This window comes from Allocoleopsis franciscana PCC 7113 (assembly GCF_000317515.1).
In the GTDB taxonomy this organism is placed as follows: domain Bacteria; phylum Cyanobacteriota; class Cyanobacteriia; order Cyanobacteriales; family Coleofasciculaceae; genus Allocoleopsis; species Allocoleopsis franciscana.
On record NC_019738.1, the window covers coordinates 3344738 to 3365302 of the forward strand.

Sequence of the window (20565 nt, forward strand, 5' to 3'; positions counted from 1 at the left end):
GGATCAGACGACACGAGTAATGACGGGTTAAGTTACCTTGCATCCAAAATAGTCTGACTTCCAAGTCCTATTGGCATAAGAGGAACTCATGAACAATTCTCGCCTAGTCAAAATCAGCAAATATCTGAGTAAACATCTTCGACACACACCTGAACAAATTGGCATCGAACTTTCCCCCGGCGGCTGGGTGGCTGTCGATGAACTTCTGGCTGCCTGTAAAAAGCGTTCCTTTGTCATCAATCGGAGCGAATTGGATGAAGTAGTCGCTAAAAACGACAAAAAACGATTTGCTTTTGATTCTACAGGTAGCTTAATTCGAGCTAATCAAGGTCATAGTGTAGAGGTCGATTTGCAATTAGAGCCAGCAATTCCGCCTGATATTCTGTACCATGGGACGGGTCATGGTGCTGTTGAGGCAATTCTTCAGGAGGGTCTTTGCAAAATGTCGCGGCACCATGTCCATTTATCGACTGATATCACGATAGCTGAAAAGGTAGGATTACGGCACGGTCGTCCCGTTATTTTTCAAGTCAATGCTGCCGCCATGTATGAGGACGGTTATACCTTCTACTGTTCCGAAAATGGAGTTTGGTTAGTGGATAATGTTCCATCTGAGTATCTACAACTGCTCTGATTTATTTAGCAAAGAATGACAACCTATTAGTATGCGACAGGTCAAATCATGCGGCTTCATCGTGATGCGGACTCAACCCCAATTAAGTTTCTTATTGCTGATGAAGCATTCCTCTCGCTACGACTTACCCAAAGGTCATATTGAAGTGGGTGAAAATGAGTTAAGCTGTGCCTTTCGTGAACTCTATGAGGAGACTGGAATTGCAGCGAGTAGTTTACATTTAGATCAAACATTTCGTTTTACCACTATTTATCAAACTTCTGAGCAGCGGTTTGGGCTACAAGAAATTGCAGAAAAAACATTGGTAATTTTTTTGGGATGGTTGAAACAAGACGTTAAGTTACAACTCAGTGAGCATGATGCTTATATTTGGGTGGACTGGAAGCCACCTCATGCTATTCAGAAAAAAACAATTGACCCTTTGTTGGCAGAATTGGAACAACATTTTCACAAAAATGAAATCAGGTTTTAAAATTGATTAAATTAATCAATTTTTGTCATTCTTTGATTCTTGAAACATTTCTCAGGTATTGATAGATCGAAATCATGAGTTCAGGCTATTTTAGTAACGAAGAAAATCCTACACGCCATAACCTGCAAAGTCGAGGTTTACTCGGAGCTGGTTGGCGGCCTTTGTCCCGACAATTTGATTTAGATTTTTTATTACATCTTGCCTCTAAAGACCCTTGGGAATTGACTCAAAAAACTCTAGATTTTGCTAGTGATATTGCTGATACGCTCGGTCGTAATCAGTATGCCTGGTGGGCAAATATTTTGAATATTTTTTCGGAGAATATGCGGTATGAACTTGATGAATTTTGGGATTATATCACGCCTACACCGCCAGTCCCCGATCATCGCTATGGAGATGTTTTGAGTGTTGATACGCCTGTTAATCAACTTGTGAGCCGCAACAGTATTCCTATTGATTATGTTCTGACTCGATTACAGGAAATTACGGTCTTTAACGTTCTAGATTTACTGGGTAATCCTGAACTCATCACTCAGTACTATATGGAGCGGATTTTTTATTTTCCGGTGAATCGTTTTGTCAATTGGGAGCGACTGGAAATTATTGGAACGGCTTTCGCTTATTGGTCACAACAACAGGTTTGGTTACAAATTGATCATCTGGGTAGAGGACAACGACGGTATACGATCATTGCCAAAAATATAACACCACTCATTAATAAGGCAACCTACAATTTAGCCGTGATGCTAAGTGGGTATCAAAGCCGTGTGGGGCAAATTCATAGTCAGTTTCCGATTCGGACATTTCCAGTGGATATTCAAAGCTTTACAGATACGGTTCAACAGGCCATTCTTGACCAAAACCAACTGGCTGTTTTAGTGAGTGGGGAACCGGGTACTGGTAAAACGGCATGGACACAAGCCGTGGCTAAAGAAATTCTCATGCCGTTAGGATTTGTCATTTTTATCCTAGATCATGATGCGGTGGAAAATTTTGTTCCACCCAATTACTTGGAGCGGATTTGTATTATTATTAATGAGGCAGATAATTTGGCGCAAAATCGAGCGAGTACAGCGGCACAATCCAGTAATAAAACTGAGCATATTCTAAGTTTGTTGGATGGAACTTTGTATCAGAGTGTGGTTGATGAATCGGGGATTCAGCATCGGCAAAAATTAGTTGTTTTGATGACTTGTAATACCACAGAAAGACTTGATCCAGCGATTTTACGTAAGGGAAGAATTGACCTCATGAGTGAATTTACTCACCTATATGTATAATTGCCGTAAAATTCCAGAGTGAAAAGAGAGCCTGTCACTTTCTTGGATTAATCTCTGGCTCTCACTATAAATTTTTAGACTTTCAATTCGTAGTTCCTCTACCGTATGGTCAATTTAACTCTCGACCGCTATAACCTTATTTCCTATTACCAGGTATGAATGGAGTCGGGAATGTTGATAGACCCCTGTGCGCTTGTTCCTTGCCACCAGTTTTTCCCCTCTGGGAGATTAGACACGAAGGTCATAGGTTTTCTCGTTAGAGTTGGCGTAGAGTGCCTGCCTTGCCTCAATTGCAAAACCAATCCATCCCAAAGAGAAATGCGAGCTAACAAAGCTTGTTGTGCAGCAAAGGTGCTTTGTTTCCATTTTTCATCATCATCCCCACAGAGATTTCTGAGAAGCTGCTCACCCATAGGTCCATGAACATCCTCATCCAAATGAGTATGGCGTTCTAGGTACAGGGATAACTGCTGACAATCTATGCTGGAATCCCCTAAACTCTGAAGAATTCGTCGAAACATAGATGGAATAACATCTTCTCTACCTAACAAAAAGGTAGCTGCTACCTCATGAGTTGTCTTATGAGTTGCTTTTATTGTATTGAGAACAAATGCTTTAGTTGTAGTTAGAGTTGCAACGTTATTCAGGGCAACTTGTACAGATTTTCCTTCGCGAAGCTGGCGAATAAAGTTCTGAATCGGAATGACGTTAGCACTAACCTCCTTCATTCCAGCGACATAAAGGTCAAAGTGACTAATAAAATAACCAGGGGCAACTTCATCCGTTTCTTCAGCTAAAACGATATCGTTAATGAGTCGAGCTGAAAAAATGTCTGAAGGTGGTAGCCAAGGTGTAGTTACACAGGTCAGCCTAGCTTGAAGCGTTTTCACCAAGCACATAAAATCCCACACTGCAAAGCAATGAGATTCCATGAAAATTTGCAGAGATTTCAGATCGCATAGTTGGGTATAAACTGGATGGTTGATTAGGGAATTGCGGAGAGGAGAAATACCCTCGATTAACCGTGCGTACTGATCTACCATTTATTTTTCCTTATGTTACTGAAAAGGGAAAATCAAACAATTGGGTGAAAATTCAAATTCGCATTCAAGCCTCATTTGTGCAAACGTGAAACTCGACCAAGTTATTTCCCTACCTTAATCCTTAATGTCCCGCATTGCCCAGGTTTACAACTGAAGCAAAGAGGTAGACTTAGAAACCCTGAGTATAGAAACCGTAAGATAGCCAGTGAAGTTGATGTAGACAACACGGGCGTATTTCACTTTGGATCGTATTTAAAACTACTGAAATCTTCCACATTTTTAAACAAACTTCATCAAAAATTTAAACCCAAAAAAAATAATAAAATTTTTATGTCTTTAGGGAACCTGAGAGAAATTTGAACAGTCTATAAGATTTTATCCATTCTTTTTCTTTTTATTTTATTGATTTTGTTTTAATTAGCTCAGTGCAGACTGCACATAGCCCCTAGCCACTATCACACCCCCAGAGAGGGGGAGCATGTCACCCTATTAAATGACACAAAGACTATGAGTATCTCTGTGATACCAAGTTGCGCCTCTTGCCGTAAAACCGTAGCCTGGAAAGGCTACATGAACGAGACGCCTGCACTATGTTACATTTCGACTGAACTGGGTATGAAATAAACGAAGCTTTAGATCCGGACAGGCTAACATCGGTGTGTAAATTGTCTGTAATGCTGCCAAAAAGAAATGCACCTACAGAAGATGAAATCAAACAAGCTAATGTTATTGAGCTTAAAGTGCTGGGAAGTAACAATTATGGGCACTCTGCTCCGGCTCAAACTTATTTTTACAACCCATACACGCGACATCGACTCGAAACGGTCTGAGTGGGAAATTCAGTAGCTGCTCCCAGAGTTGCTGCACCCTTTTAAGTTGCCATACAGCTAACTTGTATAAAACCCAAATTTCCTTAAGATCAGATTTTACTAGTCATGCCTGCCAAAGATTTCCTCAATTCAGTGCAAAAAAAGCAGTTACAGCAAACTTTACGAGACAGTGAGCAACCGCATTTAAGAGAAGGATGCTTGATTCTGCTGTTAATAAATGATGGAAAGACGGCTAGAGAAATTACTGACTTACTTGGTTGTTCCTTCCGCACCGTAGCTTATTGGCAATTCAATGGTTTTCCAGAGAATTTAGAGTCCCTACCAGACGAACAAGAACTGGAGTACCGACCAGATCAGCAAGAACCGGAGTACCTAGCACATCAAAGAGAACGAAGGAACTCTCACAAAGCCCTAGAAGACTTTATCCCGTTATCAGACATAAAAGTTTTAGAAGTCAGTTTTGCTCTAATCCAACCTCAGGCGACAGAGTTTGCCTCGAAGTTCTATAAGAACCTGTTTACTGACTATCCCCAGCTTCAGCCCTTATTTGCCTACACTCACATAGAGGTTCAAGAGAAGAAGTTAATCACGGCTTTGGTGTTGGTGATCAATAATCTACGTAAACTCACTTACTTGAAGAACATACTAAAAGACTTGGGAACCAGACATGTAAGGTATGGCACTATTCAGGAACATTATCCGATGGTGGGTGGAACGCTCCTTAAAACTCTTGAGTCTTTTTTAGGAAAGGAATGGACACCAGAGGTTAAGCGGGCATGGACGCATGGATATAAAGCTATCGCTAACCTGATGCAAGAAGAGCACTAGATAGAGACGCTCTATAGGAAGTGATTAACGGGAATAGATGTCTCTATTGATAACAACTCTATAAAACCGTCACCCTTCACCCGAAGGCAATGTCGTGGTTTGTAGAGTTTTAATCTTAGAGGGAGCAAGGGGAATTTGAACAATAAACTCTGTTCCTTCTCCAGGAACCGAGAGGCATTCCAGTTGTCCCCCATGTTTTTCGACAATAATTTGATAGCTAATTGATAAACCTAAACCCGTCCCCTCTCCCACCGGTTTCGTGGTGAAAAATGGGTCAAAAATTCGTTTTTTAACGTCTTTAGGAATGCCAGAACCATTGTCGGCAATCCGAATAATAACATTTTGTGGCGTCCCAATTTCATCCGAATTAGAAGTTTGGGAGGGGGAACAGTCTGCAACCTCAGTAGAAATTTTAATGATTTTAGTTTTGGGCTGGCTGGGAGTTGTGGCTTGGGTTGTGTGGTGTTCTGTAGTAACGACTGGAACCGATTTTTCTAAAGCATCGATCGCATTATTCAAAAGATTCATAAAAACTTGATTGAGCTGCCCTGGATAACACTCTACAAATGGCAGATTACCGTACTCCTTCACTAGCTGAATATTACCCGCTTCCGGCTTTAAGCGATGTTGCAAAATTAATAGGGTATTCTCAATTCCCTCATGAATATCTACGAGTTTACGCTCCGCTTCATCCACGCGGGAGAAATTTTTTAAACTCAAGACAATCTGACGAATGCGATATGCCCCAATTTCCATTGATTTCAGCAATTTTGGGAAATCCTTTTTGAGGAAATCAAAATCAATCACCTCTATCTGCTTGGCAATGGCGGGTACCGGTTGAGGATAGTTTTCGGTATAAAGCTCAACCAATTCCAGCAAATCCTGAGCATACATTTCTGCATGGGTAATATTGCCAGAGATAAACGTCACTGGATTATTAATTTCATGAGCAACACCCGCGACTAACTGCCCCAATCCCGACATTTTTTCGGTTTGAATTAGTTGGAGTTGGGCTTGTTTGAGGTCGTTAAGGGCTTTTTTCAGCTCAGTCGCTTGCGTTTTCAGAGCTTGTTTTGATCGTCGTAATGCGGCTTCCGCTGCTTTTCGCTCGGCTAATTCTTCGGCTAACTGCTTGAAGAGTGCGGCTTGCTGAATGGCTACGCTCAACTGTACACTAATCTGTCTGAGTAATTCAATCGTCGAGTCCTGCCAATCCCGTGTTTTAGAGCATTGATGAGCAATCAATAACCCCCAAAGTTTATCCCCTTGTAGGATAGGAACCACGAGGTTGGCACGTACCTGAAATCGCTCTAATAATTGAATATGACAGGGACTTAAGTCTGTATTGTAGATATCATTAATCGCTCGAATCCGTCCTTTTTGGTAGAGATGAGCTTTGCTTTCTTGAAAACAGGTATCCTGAATATTGATGGCTGAAGCTGGCGTCCATTCTTCACCCACGGACTCCACCACAATTGTGCCACTCCAATCGAGGTTAAAGCGACAAATCAAAGTGCGATCGCAAGCTAAAAATTGTCGCACTTCTTCCACAGCCGTGTTCAGGACTTCATCTAGATTCAACGACTGACGGATGCGCTGATTAATCCCGCTGACTAACCGCTCTCTTTCGGCTTGCTGTCGGAGTCTCGTTTCCGTTTGCTTTTGCTCGGTAATGTCCTGAAACGACCAAATTCTACCGTAAGATTCACCTTCGGGCGATCGAGCCGGAGCCGAATAACAATCGAAAACCCGCCCGTTTGTCAGATGAATTTCCTCACGGCTGATTAGGGAGGGATTCTCTTCCAAATATTCCATCTGGCTAAAAACTCTTTGTGGCTCTTGGATTAAGGGCAGCAACCAGTTAAAGATGATTTTGTGCTCTCCCAATTGCCGCATCCCCTCAGGGATTTGCCACATTTCACAAAAACGCTGATTGTAGCTTAATGTTGCTCCTGTTTCATCCGTTACCAGAACACCATTAGGATCGGATTCTTGTTGCGCCTTCAATAAGGCATTACTGCGTTGCAAAGCCTTTTGAGCTTGCTTGCTTGCTTGAGCTTGCCGATAGGCTTCGCTAATGTCACGGGCAAACGCACAGTTATACTCCTGATTGTTAAATCTTAAATAGTTGAATGTGACTTCTACGGGAAAGACTTGACCATCTTTAGCGCGATGCTGAGTTTCAATTGAGAAAGAGCCACCTTCCCTTACCTGTTGCCAATGTGACTGCCAGACGGAGAGGGAAAAATTGGGGTCAATGTCCTGGATACTTAACCTCAGCAGTTCTTCACGGGAATATTTCAGCGCTTTACTTGCAGTCTCGTTAACATAGAATAATGTCCCATCCGGTCGAATATAGAAGACAGCATCGGCAGCGCGATCAATCGAAAACTGCATTAATTGTTGGGTTTCTTCCGCCTGCTTGCGCTCAGTGATATCGGTTTGAACGCCAATAAAGTGCGTTACCTTGCCTGAGCTATCTCTTACTGGCGAAATCGTTAGATCGTTCCAGAACAGTGTGCCATCTTTGCGATAATTTTTTAAGACAACTCTGACTTCTTGCCCTGTCCGGATCGATTGGCGAATTTGCTCAACAGCAATTGGATCAGTATCATGGCCTTGCAAAAACCGACAATTCCGTCCTATCACTTCCTCTTGGGAATAGCCTGTGATTTTCAGGAAAGCCGGATTGCAATATATTATAGGATTGTCGAAACAGCGAGCATCACTAATCACGATGCCACAGCTTGTGGCAGCTAGCGCACGGTCATATACCCTCTTGTTGCCTATATCCACTGGTTCTGATTGATTGGCGTCTAAGACCCTACAACTAGCTTTCTTGGCGACCATGGCTTTCATATCAATAAACCCATTAACAAGAGAGGAACCTCGCTAGTTATCCCTACGCTTGTCCTAACCTTAAACAAATATAAAAATAGATTAATATATCCAAAGAAAGAAACCGCAAAAGTTCAGTATAGAAGGCAACTCAGTGTTTGTCCAAGCCGTCTTTCACGCTATGTGTTGAGGTTTCCGGTCGGGTCTATCCCTCAAGCGTCTGGAAAGGTAGCTGCTCTTTTTTCTCGCTTTTCTTGGGATATTTGGACTTACACGTTAAAGGTTGAACCTGTAAGTGATGTCTCGATGCTTTGTTAAGTATTGTGTTATTGTACATAACCTCATGGCTTTTTTTTGCAAAGAGTTTGTGAAGTTGACGACAGACCTGCCACTCTAGGAAGTAAACAACCTGTTAGATAGGAGATTTGGCGTCAGCCTTAGAACTTCTGCAAGTCCTTAGCCTCTGGTCTTCCATTATGTCCGGTCAAACTGTAACCCCCAAAAAATTCCTCCAGCCCATTGATCGTGCCGCTTTGGGTGTAATGGTAGTACTCAGTCTTTTGATCTCAATCTTGCTGTTGAGTGGCGATCGCACAGCCCCTAGAGTGCGCGATTTTAGTTGGCAGAATCAACAAGTGAGTGCAGAGGATACGGCCTTTATCCTGACCTTTAGCCGTCCCATGAACCACGATAGTGTAGAGGCCAACCTAAAAATCGAACCGCCTATCCCCGGAAAATTTAGCTGGGCGGGGCGTCGCATGGCTTATACCCCAAAGTTTCCCGTGCCCTATGGGAACCAGTATAAAGTCGAACTCAAGGGAGCGAGAGACCAAATTTCTGCCAGGGAGAACGAAGGCAAGCAGATGCAGCCATTTTCGGCTTCCTTTCGTACCCGCGATCGCGCTTTTGCTTATATCGGCGTTGAAGGAAAAGAGCAGGGACGGCTAATTCTTTACAACCTCACGACTCAGAAAAAAAGTATCCTGTCGCCGGCTGATTTAGTCGTCATGGATTTTAAACCCTACCCAGAGGGTGAAAAAATCTTGTTCTCGGCTAGCGATCGCAAATATCAAGAAAAGGGCTTACTCAATCAGCAATTGTACACGGTAACCACAGGAATCTCATTTCAATCGGACGATCAATCAGCGGCTGAACTACCGCCAGAAGGCCGACTGAATTTAGTGTTAGATAGCAAAGACTATCAGAACCTAAAATTTGACCTGTCAGGTGATGGCAAGACTATTGTTGTCCAACGATTGAATCGGCGTAATCCCGGCGATTTTGGTCTGTGGATTATCCAACCCAACGCCAAACCCCGCTCATTGGGAAACCAGCCCGGAGGGGACTTTATCATCGCTCCCGATAGTGGTTCTGTGGCTGTAGCACAAGGGCAGGGCGTGGCGATTTTACCCTTACAACCACAGACCAAACCCTTAGATTTTCTGCCCAAGTTTGGCATTCTACTGAGCTTTGCCAAGGATGGTTCGGCAGCCGCCATGGTTAAATTTAATACGGATTACACGCGATCGCTTTATTTGGTCACAAACCAAGGCACTCAGAAAGAACTGCTGCGTACCACCGGCTCCATCCAAAGCTGCGAATTCGCCCTGGGGCGCAACACTCTCTACTGCTTGTTAACTCAACTAATTAAAGGGGAACAATACGAGGAAGAACCCTTCTTTGCCACCATTGACTTCACACCAGACCCCAAGAGTACGCAGGTGTCCGTCAAGCCATTAGTTGTCTTACCCAATCAACGAGATATTCAAATGAGTTTGTCTCCCGATGGCTTAGCCTTGCTGTTTGATCAAATCGTAACTCGTCCCCCCACCGCGACCGATACCTTAAGATCCAATGATGGGCAAGCGATCGCTACGGGTTGGTTATGGATGTTGCCCTTAACCGAGGATACATCCTCAACCCCCCCATCTCAGATCAAGCCCGAACAGTTGTTACCAGGATTCCATCCTCGCTGGTTGCCTTGAGTAGGAAAGAGGGGGAATAAGCTGTTACGCATTTAATTTGCCTATTGAGGCTGCGGGGGCGCTGGGGAGAGGATTTGAGCTGAGCATTTTTATGCTGTGTTTAGAATGTACAAGTTTAATGCACTGTAGCTTAGTAATATTTCTCCTCGACCCTAACCGATTGGGTTGCCCATGAAGACCTAAATCCATCAGTGATGCTAGCTGATGAAAGACAGCAATTAACAGCTTGATGTTGACCTTTGAGCTATTAGGAAAAAATATCACGGGCACGCAGAAATTCACACTCACTAACAGCAGAACTCTACTCTGCTGGATAAAACTTAACATTTTAAGTCGTTTGGTCACTTCCGTTAGGAAAAGATACAAAGGTGAAAATCCCCTCGCCTTGATGGCTGGGGGTGTCAACACTCTTTGAGCCGGGGTGTTTACTATGTCTTCTGGCAGAAGTTAGTTGCCCAAAAATTAGAGATGATTTGTAAAGATAGTAACCAAATCCCTTCAAAATTGTTACCCAGTTTTGAAATAAAGCTCATCGAAAGATAACAAGACAAATTCAGCAAATGTAGTTTTCGTAGGAGGCCAACGTGAATCTATTTCAGCATTGTCGCAAAATTCTGACGGCTCTCGTCTTGATTTTAGTTCTGACGACAACGGCTGCCTGTAGCGGCGGGGTTCAAGCTAAACAACCCTCGAACAGTTTACCGACAACCCTAAATTCCAACGGGTACTATACTCAATTGGAACGCGGAAATAGTCCTGTGGGACAAGATTTTGGCAATTGGGTTGTCCAGACGGCTCAGGGAGTGGTTCAAGATGCTTATGTGCGTGACAACAATAAGCTAGGTGTCGTGATTACGCGTCAAGTTCGTCCGAATGAAGTGAAGCCCTTAGCTAAATCTTTGGTTCAAGGATTCCATAAGAATTTTCCCAATCAAGATTTAAAAGTTTTGGTTTACGCACCGGACAAAAAATTGATTTTGACCGCTCAATATGATGAGCAGTCCAAGCTGATTGAATACCAATAAAGCGGCTGAGTCAGTAAAATTAGCAAACTTTGAAAGAGCTTTAGACGGAATTCAAAGCCTAAAGCTGAGATAAAAAAGGAGAAATTTAAAATGACAAGTAGCGAACAGTACAAGCGTCAAATCTTGAATGATTTGGCTCAGGGGAATGTTGAATCTCTCGATGATGCCCCGACCAATACGGCGCAGGAATACGAAAATTTTGATGATTTTGCCCAGCGTTCCTCAGCGGCTGAACGTCGCCATTTGTTTGGTCGGTCTTTACATCCCGACAAAATTCCCCCTAGCCAGATGGAGCCAGAACTGCAAAAGGCGATCGCTCAAATTAAGCCCAATGAGCGGGATGATGTGGCTCGTGCCTTTTTCAAACATTTAAAGCAACGAGGACTCAGCGATCGCAACCTAGAGCAACAGTTGGGACTTTCCACCCACCATGCCAGTCGCATGAGTGCGGAGGATGTCAGTAAACTCGCCTCCTTCGCCTATCATTCCCACCCTGATATCTTCCAAGAGGTACTCACCGAGCAACCGGGAATTATGAAGTTTCTCAGTAATCCCGTGGTAGCAGCGGTTTTAGGAGTGGCAGCGGCTAAGTGGCTGGGGAATCGCCACAAGTAATATCATCTCCGGTGAATTACCCATCGTAAAATCCTGTTTGTAGTAGGCACAAAGAGTGCCCCCGACAATTTACAGCGTGTAGGGCACGGCAACTGTAACCTCTGGTTAAAGCAGAATCATTAAAGATGCCGTGTCTCTACTTCAACTCACTTAAATCATCAGGATGGCCAGGGGGATAGATTGGGGTCAATTTCTTTTTGTAAGCAGAATCTGGATCAGCAAACCCTCCCACCTCCGATAACACATAGAGGGGTCTTCCCTTTACCTCTTCATAAATACGCCCCACATACTCACCCAAAATCCCAATACTCACCAACTGCACCGCACCCAGAAAGAACATGGCAATCATAATGGTTGCCAAGCCTGTCAAGGGGGAAGATGGGGCAATAATGCGCCAATAAAAGACGAGTATTGCCATCAGAACCGCCACCGTTGCCGCGAGTAAGCCGAGGTAAGTTGAGATCCGTAACGGCACTCTAGAAAAAGAAATCAAACCAATTGCCGCAAGGGAGAGGGACTTGCGAAACGTGTACTGCACTTCACCCGCAAAACGGGGGTCACGTTCAAAGCAAATGCAAGTCTGCTGCAACCCCACCCAGGAACGCAGTCCCCGAATGAAGCGGTTGCGTTCTGGCATGGAATTGAGGACATCCACCACCTTCCGATCCATCAAACAAAAATCCCCCGTATCGAGGGGAATTTCGATATCTGCCAGACGCCGCAGGATACGATAAAACACATAAGCAGGGAGGCGCTTGAGCCAGCTTTCTTTCTTGCGCTGAGTGCGTTGGGCATAGACAACTTGGTAACCTTGTTGCCACTTTTCCACAAGTACCGGGATTAATTCGGGTGGGTCTTGTAAGTCGGCATCCATTACCACGATCGCATCACCGCGCACAAAATTGAGACCGGCAGTAACGGCAATTTGATGACCAAAGTTACGAGCGAGACTAATGTAGCAAATGCGTGGGTCTTTCTCATGCAGTTCTCGCAACAGGGAAAGGGTGCGATCGCGGCTACCATCATTAATTAAAATGACTTCCACCGGTTCCCCAAGTTGATCGATCACCGCACTCAATCGTCGGTACAGTTCCGTAATAATCTTTTCCTCGTTATAGACGGGAATCACTAGGGAATACTTGGGGCGCACAGTTCATCTATCCTTGGAATCGGGTAATCAGTATTGAGTTACAGAATATCAAGCAAGAACGCCCACTGCTTCTAGTGCTGGGATGAATTCAGCCATGAGCGCCCTTAGGCTACCCAATACCACCAAGCAAACCGAAGGGCGAAGCGTACTAAGATGACAGCGAATAAGCCTAGAGTCAGGTATCCCCACCGGGGATGACTGGCGAACAACCAGCCGAGTGCTAAGGCGATCGATACAATTCCATAAACATAGCGGCTGACGGAACTGAGAGAGCCAGTCGCTAAAATAATTCCTAGGGAACAAAAACCATAGGCCACAGCAACAGGGGGAAGTTTGGCGCGTAAGTACCATAACAAATAACCTCCACCCCAAAACGTGACGACTCTCAGTAAATTTTCCTCGTCCAACTTTAAAGCGTTGATCAATACTCTAAACCAATTCGGATGCTGCGATTTCCAGGCTTGCTGTACATGTACGAATGCTAATGGGTCGGCAAAATCAATCGCGCAATATAAACTAAATAACAGCAGTCCACCCATCGCCGCCAAACCAGCAATGTAGGCGATCTTCGGCCTTTTTTCCTGCCACGCCACGATGAGAAAGGCCGGAATCAGCGCCACCCCTGTTGACCGAGTGGCAGTTGCCAGTGTTCCCCACAAAGCCGCTTTGGTATACTGACCCTGATCGAACGATCGCAAAGCAGCGGTTGTGACTAACAGAAATAATCCTTCGGAATAAACAACCGTTCCATATAAGGAAAAGGGACACCAAGCCAGCACGGCTGTTGCCCACCTTGCCACACTGACGCTATACCGCTCTTCTGCCCAACGGTACAATAGCCACAGCGCACCCAGCAAAGCTAGATTATTGACCAAAGTGCCTGCAATTTGAGACGGCAAGCCGAGGCTCATCACCGCCCGAATAGCTAAGGGAAATAGGGGAAAAAAGGCGATCGAGTGGTATTTTCCATCCTGGGCATAGTCGTACCCTAGGGTGGCAATTTTCCGATACCAGGCTCCATCCCAGTGAGCAAATAGGTTCCAGCTCGTTTGGGGAACAAAGTCGGGAGTATAATCCAGGGGCAGTGTGCCGCTATGAGTAACGGGTGAGATGGGACTGACTGGAGCCAGCAGTTGCATCGCTACGAAGATGACGAGTCGGCTCAGCAGCCAGATGGCAATGACAAAAATCAACCCCTCCGCCCATGTTTGGGTTTTGAGCCTGACTTTGAAACCATCTGTTTCCCCTGGCTCTATGGTTTTCATCGCTAAAGAAGTGGGATTTGTGATCACAGACTCAGCGGCAAGCCCTGTGAAAATTTTAAGCCTATAAGACTCAAGATAGATGCATCAAATCATGACAATCTCTAACGACCCAATTTATTAGGAAGTCCGTCACAACCACCGGGAATCGTCCGACGAGAACGCTCCCCACACCAGTAACAGCAGTATTTGCGCTGTTCTTCGTCCAGCCGCTGCACGTCTGTAAAATTGGCATTTTCCACCACCGCGCCCGTGTGTGCCCCTGTATTGTAGTCGGGAGGTTTACTCCGGCTGCGGGGGCTGGCGGTTTCCAGTGAGCCATAGAACAGACGAACTCCCTTGAGATCCGCACCCGAAAGGTTGGCTTCGTACAAAATGGTTCGTGACAGGTTGGCTTTGACCAAATCGCAACCGCTGAGATTGGCTCTCACCATATTCGCCTCGCTCAATTCCGTCCAGCGTAAATCTGTTCCAGACAAATCGGCTCCAGCTAACATAATATTCAGGTCAATCACGCGCACCCCTCTTTCGCGATCTTCCTGGTAACCTCCGTTTCCATCCAGGATGGGGCGTCCTAAGTGGGTATCCCGCTTTAGGGGTGTTAATAATCGAGATTGGGACAAAAAGCGCAGAACTTTTGCTTTACCTAAGGGATCGACACTACCCAAGATGGCAGCCGTGCGTCCTTCGGAAAATGCCCGTTCTTGAGGCCAATCTTCGAGCAAGCCTTCATCATCCAACGCTAAGTCACAGACACCTTGAAAGTAAGCATCAATGGTTTGCTGTTGGGTAATAACGTTTTGTTGGATGGTTAAGTCTTTAGAAATTACATATTGTCGCCATGCAATATAAACGGCAAGGACGGCAATCATGATTTGGCCTAAGGCTCCAATCCACTCAGCTAAGGAACCAATGGAGTCGGAGTCGATGCTTCTGAGGACTTGATCAAAACGTTTTGTGACACCCGTTAGGGAGGCTAAACCGATGATCGCAGCGATTAATCCAAAGACAGCCACGAATTGCGATCGCTCTTCCGGAGATAGCGTCTGAATTAGCGATCGCTTCACGGGAGGCCAAATCACGGGGATGGATAGCAACAACGTGACAATCGCGCCCGACATGCCAATCCAGAAGTTATTGATCGATAACCCCAGAATCAGAATTGCGATCGCCATGAAGGTAATCAACGGAAGCAGCGATGGGGTCATATTTTGAGTCACACTGGGTTGGTTGCTACGACCCGATAGCGGCAGGATAGACAACGGACTTGGCTCTTGAGGTAGCGTTACTTCTGCCAAAGAGGGGTCAAGAGGGACGGGATTCAAGACGGTACCATAGTCACTGGAACCATTCGGATGATCGGTCTGCGGACTGGACTGAGGAGGATTGGGCTGATTGGTCATCGTGTTCCCAGACAATTAGGCGAAGCGGAATACAACGTCATAGATATACTTAGAAAATTTTAACGAAGCCAGAATTTAGCACAGTGCCAGACAATCAAGTTTTAATCCTCGGCTCTATGCATTTTTTTAGCTTCTAGTCAATAATAGTATTTTAATTTTTATTGATAAAGTGCAAATACCCTGTGTGTTCTCTATGTCTATGTGGTTTAATCGTAACCTTGATTTGTGTAGCACTCACCCATGAAAAAGCTCTTAGTTACAGGTGCCAGTGGTTTTTTGGGATGGAATCTTTGCCAGATAGCTAAACAAGAATGGGATATTTATGGCACGTCTTTTTCACACGCTATAGAAATTCCAGGTATCACTCTTCTGAAAGTTGACTTAAGAGATTTTGAGGAACTCAAGCGCATCTTTCAGGAAATTCAGCCCGATGCCGTTATCCATACAGCCGCGCAATCCAGTCCTAATATTTGTCAAAGTAATCCGGAAGAGTCCCATAAGATTAATGTAACGGCATCGTGTAATCTTGCAGGGCTTTGTGCGGATTATTCTATCTCTTGTGCTTTTACTTCAACTGACTTAGTTTTTAATGGATTAAATGCTCCCTATAAAGAAACAGATTCCGTGTCTCCTGTCAACTTATATGGGGAACAAAAAGTCATGGCAGAAGAAGGGATGTTAGAGCGTTATCCGATGACGGCTGTTTGCCGGATGCCGTTAATGTTTGGGGTAGCTGCACCTCCTGCTCAAAGTTTCATGCAGCCATTTATTCAAACGTTGAGAGAGGGTAAAGAGCTAAGTTTATTTACCGATGAATTTCGTACCCCTGCTAGTGGTTCCACAGCGGCTAAGGGACTTTTATTGGCATTGGAGAAGGTGAATGGACGCATTCATTTGGGAGGAAAAGAGCGGATGTCGCGTTATGATTTTGGTCGTTCATTAGTAGAAGTATTTGAATTACCAAGTGAAGGGTTGAAAGGTTGCGGGCAAGCGGATGTAAAAATGGCGGCATCAAGACCTCCTGATGTTTCTTTGGATAGTTCAATGGCGTTTGATTTAGGGTATGCTCCGTTATCGTTGCGGGAGGAATTAGAGGCGTTACGAGGTAAGGTTTGATATTCTCTGACTCAGCCAGATGAAGCTGAAATCACTTGTTTGCCATTCGGGGTTACGGCTACTGCATTTACTGAGTTGCTATGACCAGTGAGAGTGCATAGTAACCGTCCACCAGGGGGAGTTAAGCTAAGTGTCAAGGAACACAACCAAGGTTAATCTTTTTCGTCAGGAATTTAAAATCAGTCAGGGTTTGGAAATACTCTTCTAAATTCCCCGAATTCACCAGATTATAGGGAAACCTGTCCAGATACGCTTTTTGGACGTAGGATTTTTTTGCCTTTGATTTTTTAGCAATCATCTTGCACCTACCCACTCACCCGCCAAGGGTTTAAACCCTTGGCTCATAGCGAAAGTCCTCTGAAGAGGACTAAATACTGACTCGACAAGGATTTCAGTCCACTTTAGTGGACTTGATCTATTAGCCCGGAGTTTAAACTCCGGGCGGGTTTTAGGGTCTACCAGAAAGTTTGCAATACATCAGGTATAGCTAATTTAGGATTTTGCTGTCTAGGGCATATAGGTTTTCCTACTTTGCCCTATCTGCCCCAAAATCTAGGGCAAATACTCAATCCAAACAAAATCTATCTGCCCTGGAAACTACCTCTTTGCCTTCAGTAGGATACCAGTATCGAGATTCAACAACTCAACAGTTTAGAGGGTAAAAAAAAATGAATTTCAATGTTTCCAGAAAGCTCAAATCCGATAATCAGCCAAATTCTAACGAGGCTAATAGCAATATCAAACAAGAGATTATGCGAGAATTATTGCGCCAAGTTCGTCGAAGCTATAACTTCGCGCTTGCCATCACCACAGCATCTGCCCTCATGACTTTATCTGGTGTTGGGCTTCTTTATTTCAACAAAGTACCCGAAGCCAGCCTGACAACAACAGGAGGAGTACTGGCAAGCCTTCACAGTGTCCAGTTGGCGAAGGAAGCAAAAGAGGAATTGCGTCAGATGATAGATGAGGATTGATTGCTGCCCAAATCCCCGACTTCTTTAAGAAGTCAGGGATCTAGATATTCAAATCACCCCTGCGTATACGCCTCCATTCCCACACAAGAACAGACTAAATTGCGATCGCCAAATGCATTATCTATCCTACCCACCGTAGGCCAGAATTTGTGTTCCCTTGTCCAAGGTGCAGGATAAGCCGCCTGTTCACGAGAATAAGGATGAATCCATTCCGAACTCATCAGAAATTCTGCCGTATGGGGCGCATTCTTCAACACATTATCCTGATCATCCACCTTACCCGTTTCAATCTCTTCGATTTCCTTACGAATCGCAATCATCGCCTCACAAAAACGGTCTAATTCTTCCTTCGATTCGCTTTCCGTTGGTTCGACCATCATCGTCCCCGCCACCGGCCATGAAACCGTTGGGGCATGGAAACCATAATCCATCAAACGCTTAGCAATATCATCCACTTCAATCCCCGCCGACTTTTTCAACTGTCGCAAATCCAAAATACATTCATGGGCAACTAACCCCGATTTCCCCTTATATAAAACCGGATAATAAGCTTCTAACCGACGGGCAATATAGTTAGCATTTAAAATCGCCACCTTCGTGGCTGCCGTCAATCCTTCTGCCCCCATCATGGCAACATACATCCAAGAAATTGGCAGAATACTCGCACTCCCCCAAGGTGCCGCAGAAATTGCCCCAATCCGTTGTTTCCCCCCTATCTCCACCACAGAATGCCCAGGTAAAAATGGGAGCAAATGCGCCATTACCCCAATTGGCCCCATCCCTGGGCCACCACCTCCATGAGGAATACAGAAGGTTTTGTGCAAATTCAAGTGGCAGACATCCGCGCCAATATCACCCGGACGGCACAAACCCACTTGGGCGTTCATATTCGCCCCATCCATGTAAACCTGTCCCCCGTGGACATGAACCATCTCGCAGATATCCCGAATCGACTCCTCAAACACACCGTGAGTCGAAGGATAAGTCACCATCAAGGCGGCAAGTTCTTTACTGTACTTTTCAGCTTGGCGTTTCAAGTCATCCAGGTCAACATTTCCCTGATTATCACACTTAACCGCCACTACCTTCATCCCACACATGACAGCACTTGCGGGATTGGTACCATGCGCCGACTCTGGAATTAAACAAATATTGCGATGTCCTTCCCCTCGCTGTTGATGGTACTGACGAATCACCTGAAGTCCGGCATACTCCCCCTGAGAACCCGCATTCGGCTGGAGAGAAATGCCTGCAAAGCCGGTAATTTCTGCCAACCATTCTTCTAACTGCTGGAATAACACTTGATACCCAGCGGTTTGCGACAGGGGGGCAAAGGGATGAATCTTACCAAACTCCGACCAAGTGACGGGTATCATCTCAGCCGTTGCGTTTAGCTTCATCGTGCAGGAACCCAAGGGAATCATTGAGGTTGTCAGCGACAAATCCTTCGCTTGCAGGCGATGCAGATAACGCAACAATTCCGTTTCTGAGTGATAGCGGTTAAAGACAGGGTTAGTTAAATAGCTGCTTTTACGGGCAAAAGGTTCTGCAAACGCAACATTGACCCCCTTGGCTACATCTTCCACCCCAAAAGGCAACTCTGCCAGACCTTGCACCCCAACACCGGCGAAAATCTTCCACAAGTCGAGTAAGTCTGCAATGGTGGTGGTTTCGTTTAAAGTGATGCCAACCGCCGTTGTGTCAAAAATTCGCAGGTTAATCCCACGCACCTGAGACGCTGTTAAAATCTCTTCCAACTTGTGGATGCCCAATTCCACCCGCAGCGTATCAAAGAATAATTCTGACCCAAGTCTGTAGCCCAGTCGCTTCAATCCCGCCGCCAACGTTGCCGTTAAGCCATGTACCTTCTGGGCAATGCGCTTAATTCCCTCACAACCATGATAAACCGCATACATCGAAGCCATTACTGCCAGTAGTACCTGCGCGGTACAGATATTACTCGTGGCTTTGTCACGGCGGATATGTTGCTCACGAGTTTGCAGGGCTAAACGCAGTGCGGGCTTACCCTGAGCATCTTTGGAGACACCCACAATCCGCCCTGGAACTTGCCGTTTGTAGGCTTCTCGCGTGGCAAAGTAGGCGGCATGAGGCCCCCCGTATCCTAGAGGCACACCAAAGCGCTGTGTGCTTCCTACCGCGATATCCGCACCAAATTCTCCAGGGGGGGTGAGGAGGGTAAGACTTAAGGGGTCGGCGGCAACGGTGACTAATGCACCCGCTTCATGAGCTTTTTCGATAAACTCCCGATAGTCGTAAATCGTGCCATCCGTGGCTGGGTACTGGAGGAGTGCGCCAAACATCGGTTGTTCAAACTTGAAGGTTTGATGGTTGCCGACAATCACCTCAATCCCTAAAGGTTGAGCACGGGTTTGTACCACTTCAATCGTCTGAGGATGACAGGCGCTGGAGACAAAAAAGGCATTGGCTTTGGTTTTACACAAGCCATAACTCATCGTCATCGCTTCAGCGGCGGCGGTGCCTTCATCCAGTAAGGAAGCATTGGCGATTTCCAAACCCGTTAAGTCAATAATCATGGTTTGGAAATTCAGGAGTGCCTCTAGACGCCCTTGAGCAATTTCAGCTTGATAAGGGGTGTAAGCCGTGTACCAGCCTGGGTTTTCCAGAATGTTGCGCTGGATGACGGGCGGAGTGATGCAGTCGTGGTAGCCCATGCCCATAAACGACCGAAACACTTGATTTTTAGAGGCAATTTCTTTAATCTGAGCTAATGCTGCCTCCTCACTTTGAGCGCTGGGTAATTGTAGGGGTCGATTGAGACGGATGGCGGCAGGGACAGCTTGGTCAATTAGGGCGTCAAAATTGGAGCACCCCAAAAGGTTTAGCATTTGTTCAATTTCAGCGGCGCTGGGGCCGATGTGCCGCCACACAAAGGAATCGGTAGACGCAGGGACGACTGATGAGGATAAATTCTGCTGAGAGTCAAGCACGGTTTGAGGGTGTTTCGCTTCAGGATTAACGGTGACATCCAAGTTAGGCATAGGAAACCGACTCATTGAGGGACTGTGGCGCGTTACAAATGTCAAGACGTGGCGCTACCACTTTATTATTTTGTAACAAACCTAGGAAAA

At 45.3% G+C, this 20565-nt stretch carries 16 protein-coding genes; 9 read left to right on the plus strand and 7 right to left on the minus strand.

The genetic code is table 11. The features are described from left to right. The first annotated feature begins 88 nt into the window (after window positions 1–88). From MIC7113_RS13960 to MIC7113_RS13970, 3 genes are all read left to right on the plus strand, one after another. Window positions 89–634: an RNA 2'-phosphotransferase gene (locus tag MIC7113_RS13960; RefSeq protein WP_015182816.1), complete on the plus strand. Its 546-nt coding sequence runs from the start codon at window positions 89–91 to the stop codon at window positions 632–634. A gap of 31 nt (window positions 635–665) precedes the next feature. Next, the gene (locus tag MIC7113_RS13965; RefSeq protein ID WP_015182817.1) at window positions 666–1106 is read left to right on the plus strand and encodes a bis(5'-nucleosyl)-tetraphosphatase; all 441 of its coding nucleotides are present in this window, start codon (window positions 666–668) and stop codon (window positions 1104–1106) included. A 74-nt stretch (window positions 1107–1180) separates the two neighbouring features. After that, window positions 1181–2386 carry an AAA family ATPase gene (locus MIC7113_RS13970; RefSeq protein WP_015182818.1) on the plus strand — a complete coding sequence of 402 codons (1206 nt, stop codon included), beginning with the start codon at window positions 1181–1183 and terminating at the stop codon, window positions 2384–2386. A 146-nt stretch (window positions 2387–2532) separates the two neighbouring features. On the opposite strand, the gene MIC7113_RS13975 is transcribed toward MIC7113_RS13970, so the two are convergent. After that, window positions 2533–3429, minus strand: coding sequence for a DUF3050 domain-containing protein (locus MIC7113_RS13975; protein ID WP_015182819.1), 897 nt, complete (start codon window positions 3427–3429; stop codon window positions 2533–2535). A gap of 935 nt (window positions 3430–4364) precedes the next feature. On the opposite strand from MIC7113_RS13975, the gene MIC7113_RS35405 reads away from it, so the two are divergent. Next, window positions 4365–5087: a globin family protein gene (locus MIC7113_RS35405; protein WP_015182821.1), complete on the plus strand. Its 723-nt coding sequence runs from the start codon at window positions 4365–4367 to the stop codon at window positions 5085–5087. Between the two features lie 69 nt (window positions 5088–5156). On the opposite strand, the gene MIC7113_RS13985 is transcribed toward MIC7113_RS35405, so the two are convergent. Further along, on the minus strand, window positions 5157–7937 hold the full coding sequence (locus MIC7113_RS13985; RefSeq protein ID WP_172642238.1) for a PAS domain-containing protein: 2781 nt from the start codon (window positions 7935–7937) through the stop codon (window positions 5157–5159). Between the two features lie 464 nt (window positions 7938–8401). Here MIC7113_RS13985 and MIC7113_RS13990 point away from each other — a divergent pair, with 464 nt between their 5' ends. From MIC7113_RS13990 to MIC7113_RS14000, 3 genes are all read left to right on the plus strand, one after another. Then, window positions 8402–9910, plus strand: coding sequence for an Ig-like domain-containing protein (locus MIC7113_RS13990; protein WP_015182823.1), 1509 nt, complete (start codon window positions 8402–8404; stop codon window positions 9908–9910). A gap of 584 nt (window positions 9911–10494) precedes the next feature. Beyond that, window positions 10495–10935 (plus strand): hypothetical protein, encoded by a 441-nt coding sequence (locus tag MIC7113_RS13995; RefSeq protein ID WP_015182824.1) that lies wholly within the window; start codon window positions 10495–10497, stop codon window positions 10933–10935. Between the two features lie 90 nt (window positions 10936–11025). Beyond that, window positions 11026–11550: a hypothetical protein gene (locus MIC7113_RS14000; RefSeq protein ID WP_015182825.1), complete on the plus strand. Its 525-nt coding sequence runs from the start codon at window positions 11026–11028 to the stop codon at window positions 11548–11550. Window positions 11551–11686: 136 nt separating this feature from the next. On the opposite strand, the gene MIC7113_RS14005 is transcribed toward MIC7113_RS14000, so the two are convergent. From MIC7113_RS14005 to MIC7113_RS14015, 3 genes are all read right to left on the minus strand, one after another. Next, on the minus strand, window positions 11687–12700 hold the full coding sequence (locus tag MIC7113_RS14005; RefSeq protein ID WP_015182826.1) for a glycosyltransferase family 2 protein: 1014 nt from the start codon (window positions 12698–12700) through the stop codon (window positions 11687–11689). A 104-nt stretch (window positions 12701–12804) separates the two neighbouring features. Beyond that, the gene (locus tag MIC7113_RS14010) at window positions 12805–13965 is read right to left on the minus strand and encodes a mannosyltransferase family protein (RefSeq protein WP_015182827.1); all 1161 of its coding nucleotides are present in this window, start codon (window positions 13963–13965) and stop codon (window positions 12805–12807) included. 101 nt (window positions 13966–14066) lie between these two features. Continuing rightward, the gene (locus MIC7113_RS14015; RefSeq protein ID WP_015182828.1) at window positions 14067–15365 is read right to left on the minus strand and encodes a pentapeptide repeat-containing protein; all 1299 of its coding nucleotides are present in this window, start codon (window positions 15363–15365) and stop codon (window positions 14067–14069) included. A gap of 240 nt (window positions 15366–15605) precedes the next feature. On the opposite strand from MIC7113_RS14015, the gene MIC7113_RS14020 reads away from it, so the two are divergent. Continuing rightward, window positions 15606–16481 (plus strand): SDR family oxidoreductase, encoded by an 876-nt coding sequence (locus MIC7113_RS14020; RefSeq protein WP_015182829.1) that lies wholly within the window; start codon window positions 15606–15608, stop codon window positions 16479–16481. Window positions 16482–16492: 11 nt separating this feature from the next. On the opposite strand, the gene MIC7113_RS39235 is transcribed toward MIC7113_RS14020, so the two are convergent. After that, window positions 16493–16627, minus strand: a complete 135-nt coding sequence (locus MIC7113_RS39235; protein ID WP_390465201.1) for a hypothetical protein — start codon at window positions 16625–16627, stop codon at window positions 16493–16495. Between the two features lie 522 nt (window positions 16628–17149). Here MIC7113_RS39235 and MIC7113_RS14025 point away from each other — a divergent pair. After that, a complete protein-coding gene (locus tag MIC7113_RS14025) occupies window positions 17150–17455 on the plus strand; it encodes a TRADD-N-associated membrane domain-containing protein (protein WP_015182830.1) in 306 nt (101 codons plus the stop codon). Window positions 17456–17508: 53 nt separating this feature from the next. Here the strand turns inward: MIC7113_RS14025 and gcvP are convergent, their stop codons facing one another. Further along, complete coding sequence (gene gcvP / locus MIC7113_RS14030; RefSeq protein ID WP_015182831.1) at window positions 17509–20475, minus strand: aminomethyl-transferring glycine dehydrogenase; 2967 nt, start codon at window positions 20473–20475, stop codon at window positions 17509–17511. Between the last annotated feature and the right edge of the window lie 90 nt (window positions 20476–20565).

Bases quoted from the DNA above. Each gene is read 5' to 3' on its own strand.
- gcvP (WP_015182831.1), bottom strand. From the start codon at position 20,475: ATGCCTAACTTGGATGTCACCGTTAATCCTGAAGCGAAACACCCTCAA.
- MIC7113_RS13960 (WP_015182816.1), top strand. From the start codon at position 89: ATGAACAATTCTCGCCTAGTCAAAATCAGCAAATATCTGAGTAAACAT.
- MIC7113_RS13970 (WP_015182818.1), top strand. From the start codon at position 1,181: ATGAGTTCAGGCTATTTTAGTAACGAAGAAAATCCTACACGCCATAAC.
- MIC7113_RS14015 (WP_015182828.1), bottom strand. From the start codon at position 15,365: ATGACCAATCAGCCCAATCCTCCTCAGTCCAGTCCGCAGACCGATCAT.
- MIC7113_RS13990 (WP_015182823.1), top strand. From the start codon at position 8,402: ATGTCCGGTCAAACTGTAACCCCCAAAAAATTCCTCCAGCCCATTGAT.
- MIC7113_RS13965 (WP_015182817.1), top strand. From the start codon at position 666: ATGCGACAGGTCAAATCATGCGGCTTCATCGTGATGCGGACTCAACCC.
- MIC7113_RS13975 (WP_015182819.1), bottom strand. From the start codon at position 3,429: ATGGTAGATCAGTACGCACGGTTAATCGAGGGTATTTCTCCTCTCCGC.
- MIC7113_RS14000 (WP_015182825.1), top strand. From the start codon at position 11,026: ATGACAAGTAGCGAACAGTACAAGCGTCAAATCTTGAATGATTTGGCT.
- MIC7113_RS14010 (WP_015182827.1), bottom strand. From the start codon at position 13,965: ATGAAAACCATAGAGCCAGGGGAAACAGATGGTTTCAAAGTCAGGCTC.
- MIC7113_RS13985 (WP_172642238.1), bottom strand. From the start codon at position 7,937: ATGGTCGCCAAGAAAGCTAGTTGTAGGGTCTTAGACGCCAATCAATCA.
- MIC7113_RS14020 (WP_015182829.1), top strand. From the start codon at position 15,606: ATGAAAAAGCTCTTAGTTACAGGTGCCAGTGGTTTTTTGGGATGGAAT.
- MIC7113_RS14025 (WP_015182830.1), top strand. From the start codon at position 17,150: ATGAATTTCAATGTTTCCAGAAAGCTCAAATCCGATAATCAGCCAAAT.
- MIC7113_RS35405 (WP_015182821.1), top strand. From the start codon at position 4,365: ATGCCTGCCAAAGATTTCCTCAATTCAGTGCAAAAAAAGCAGTTACAG.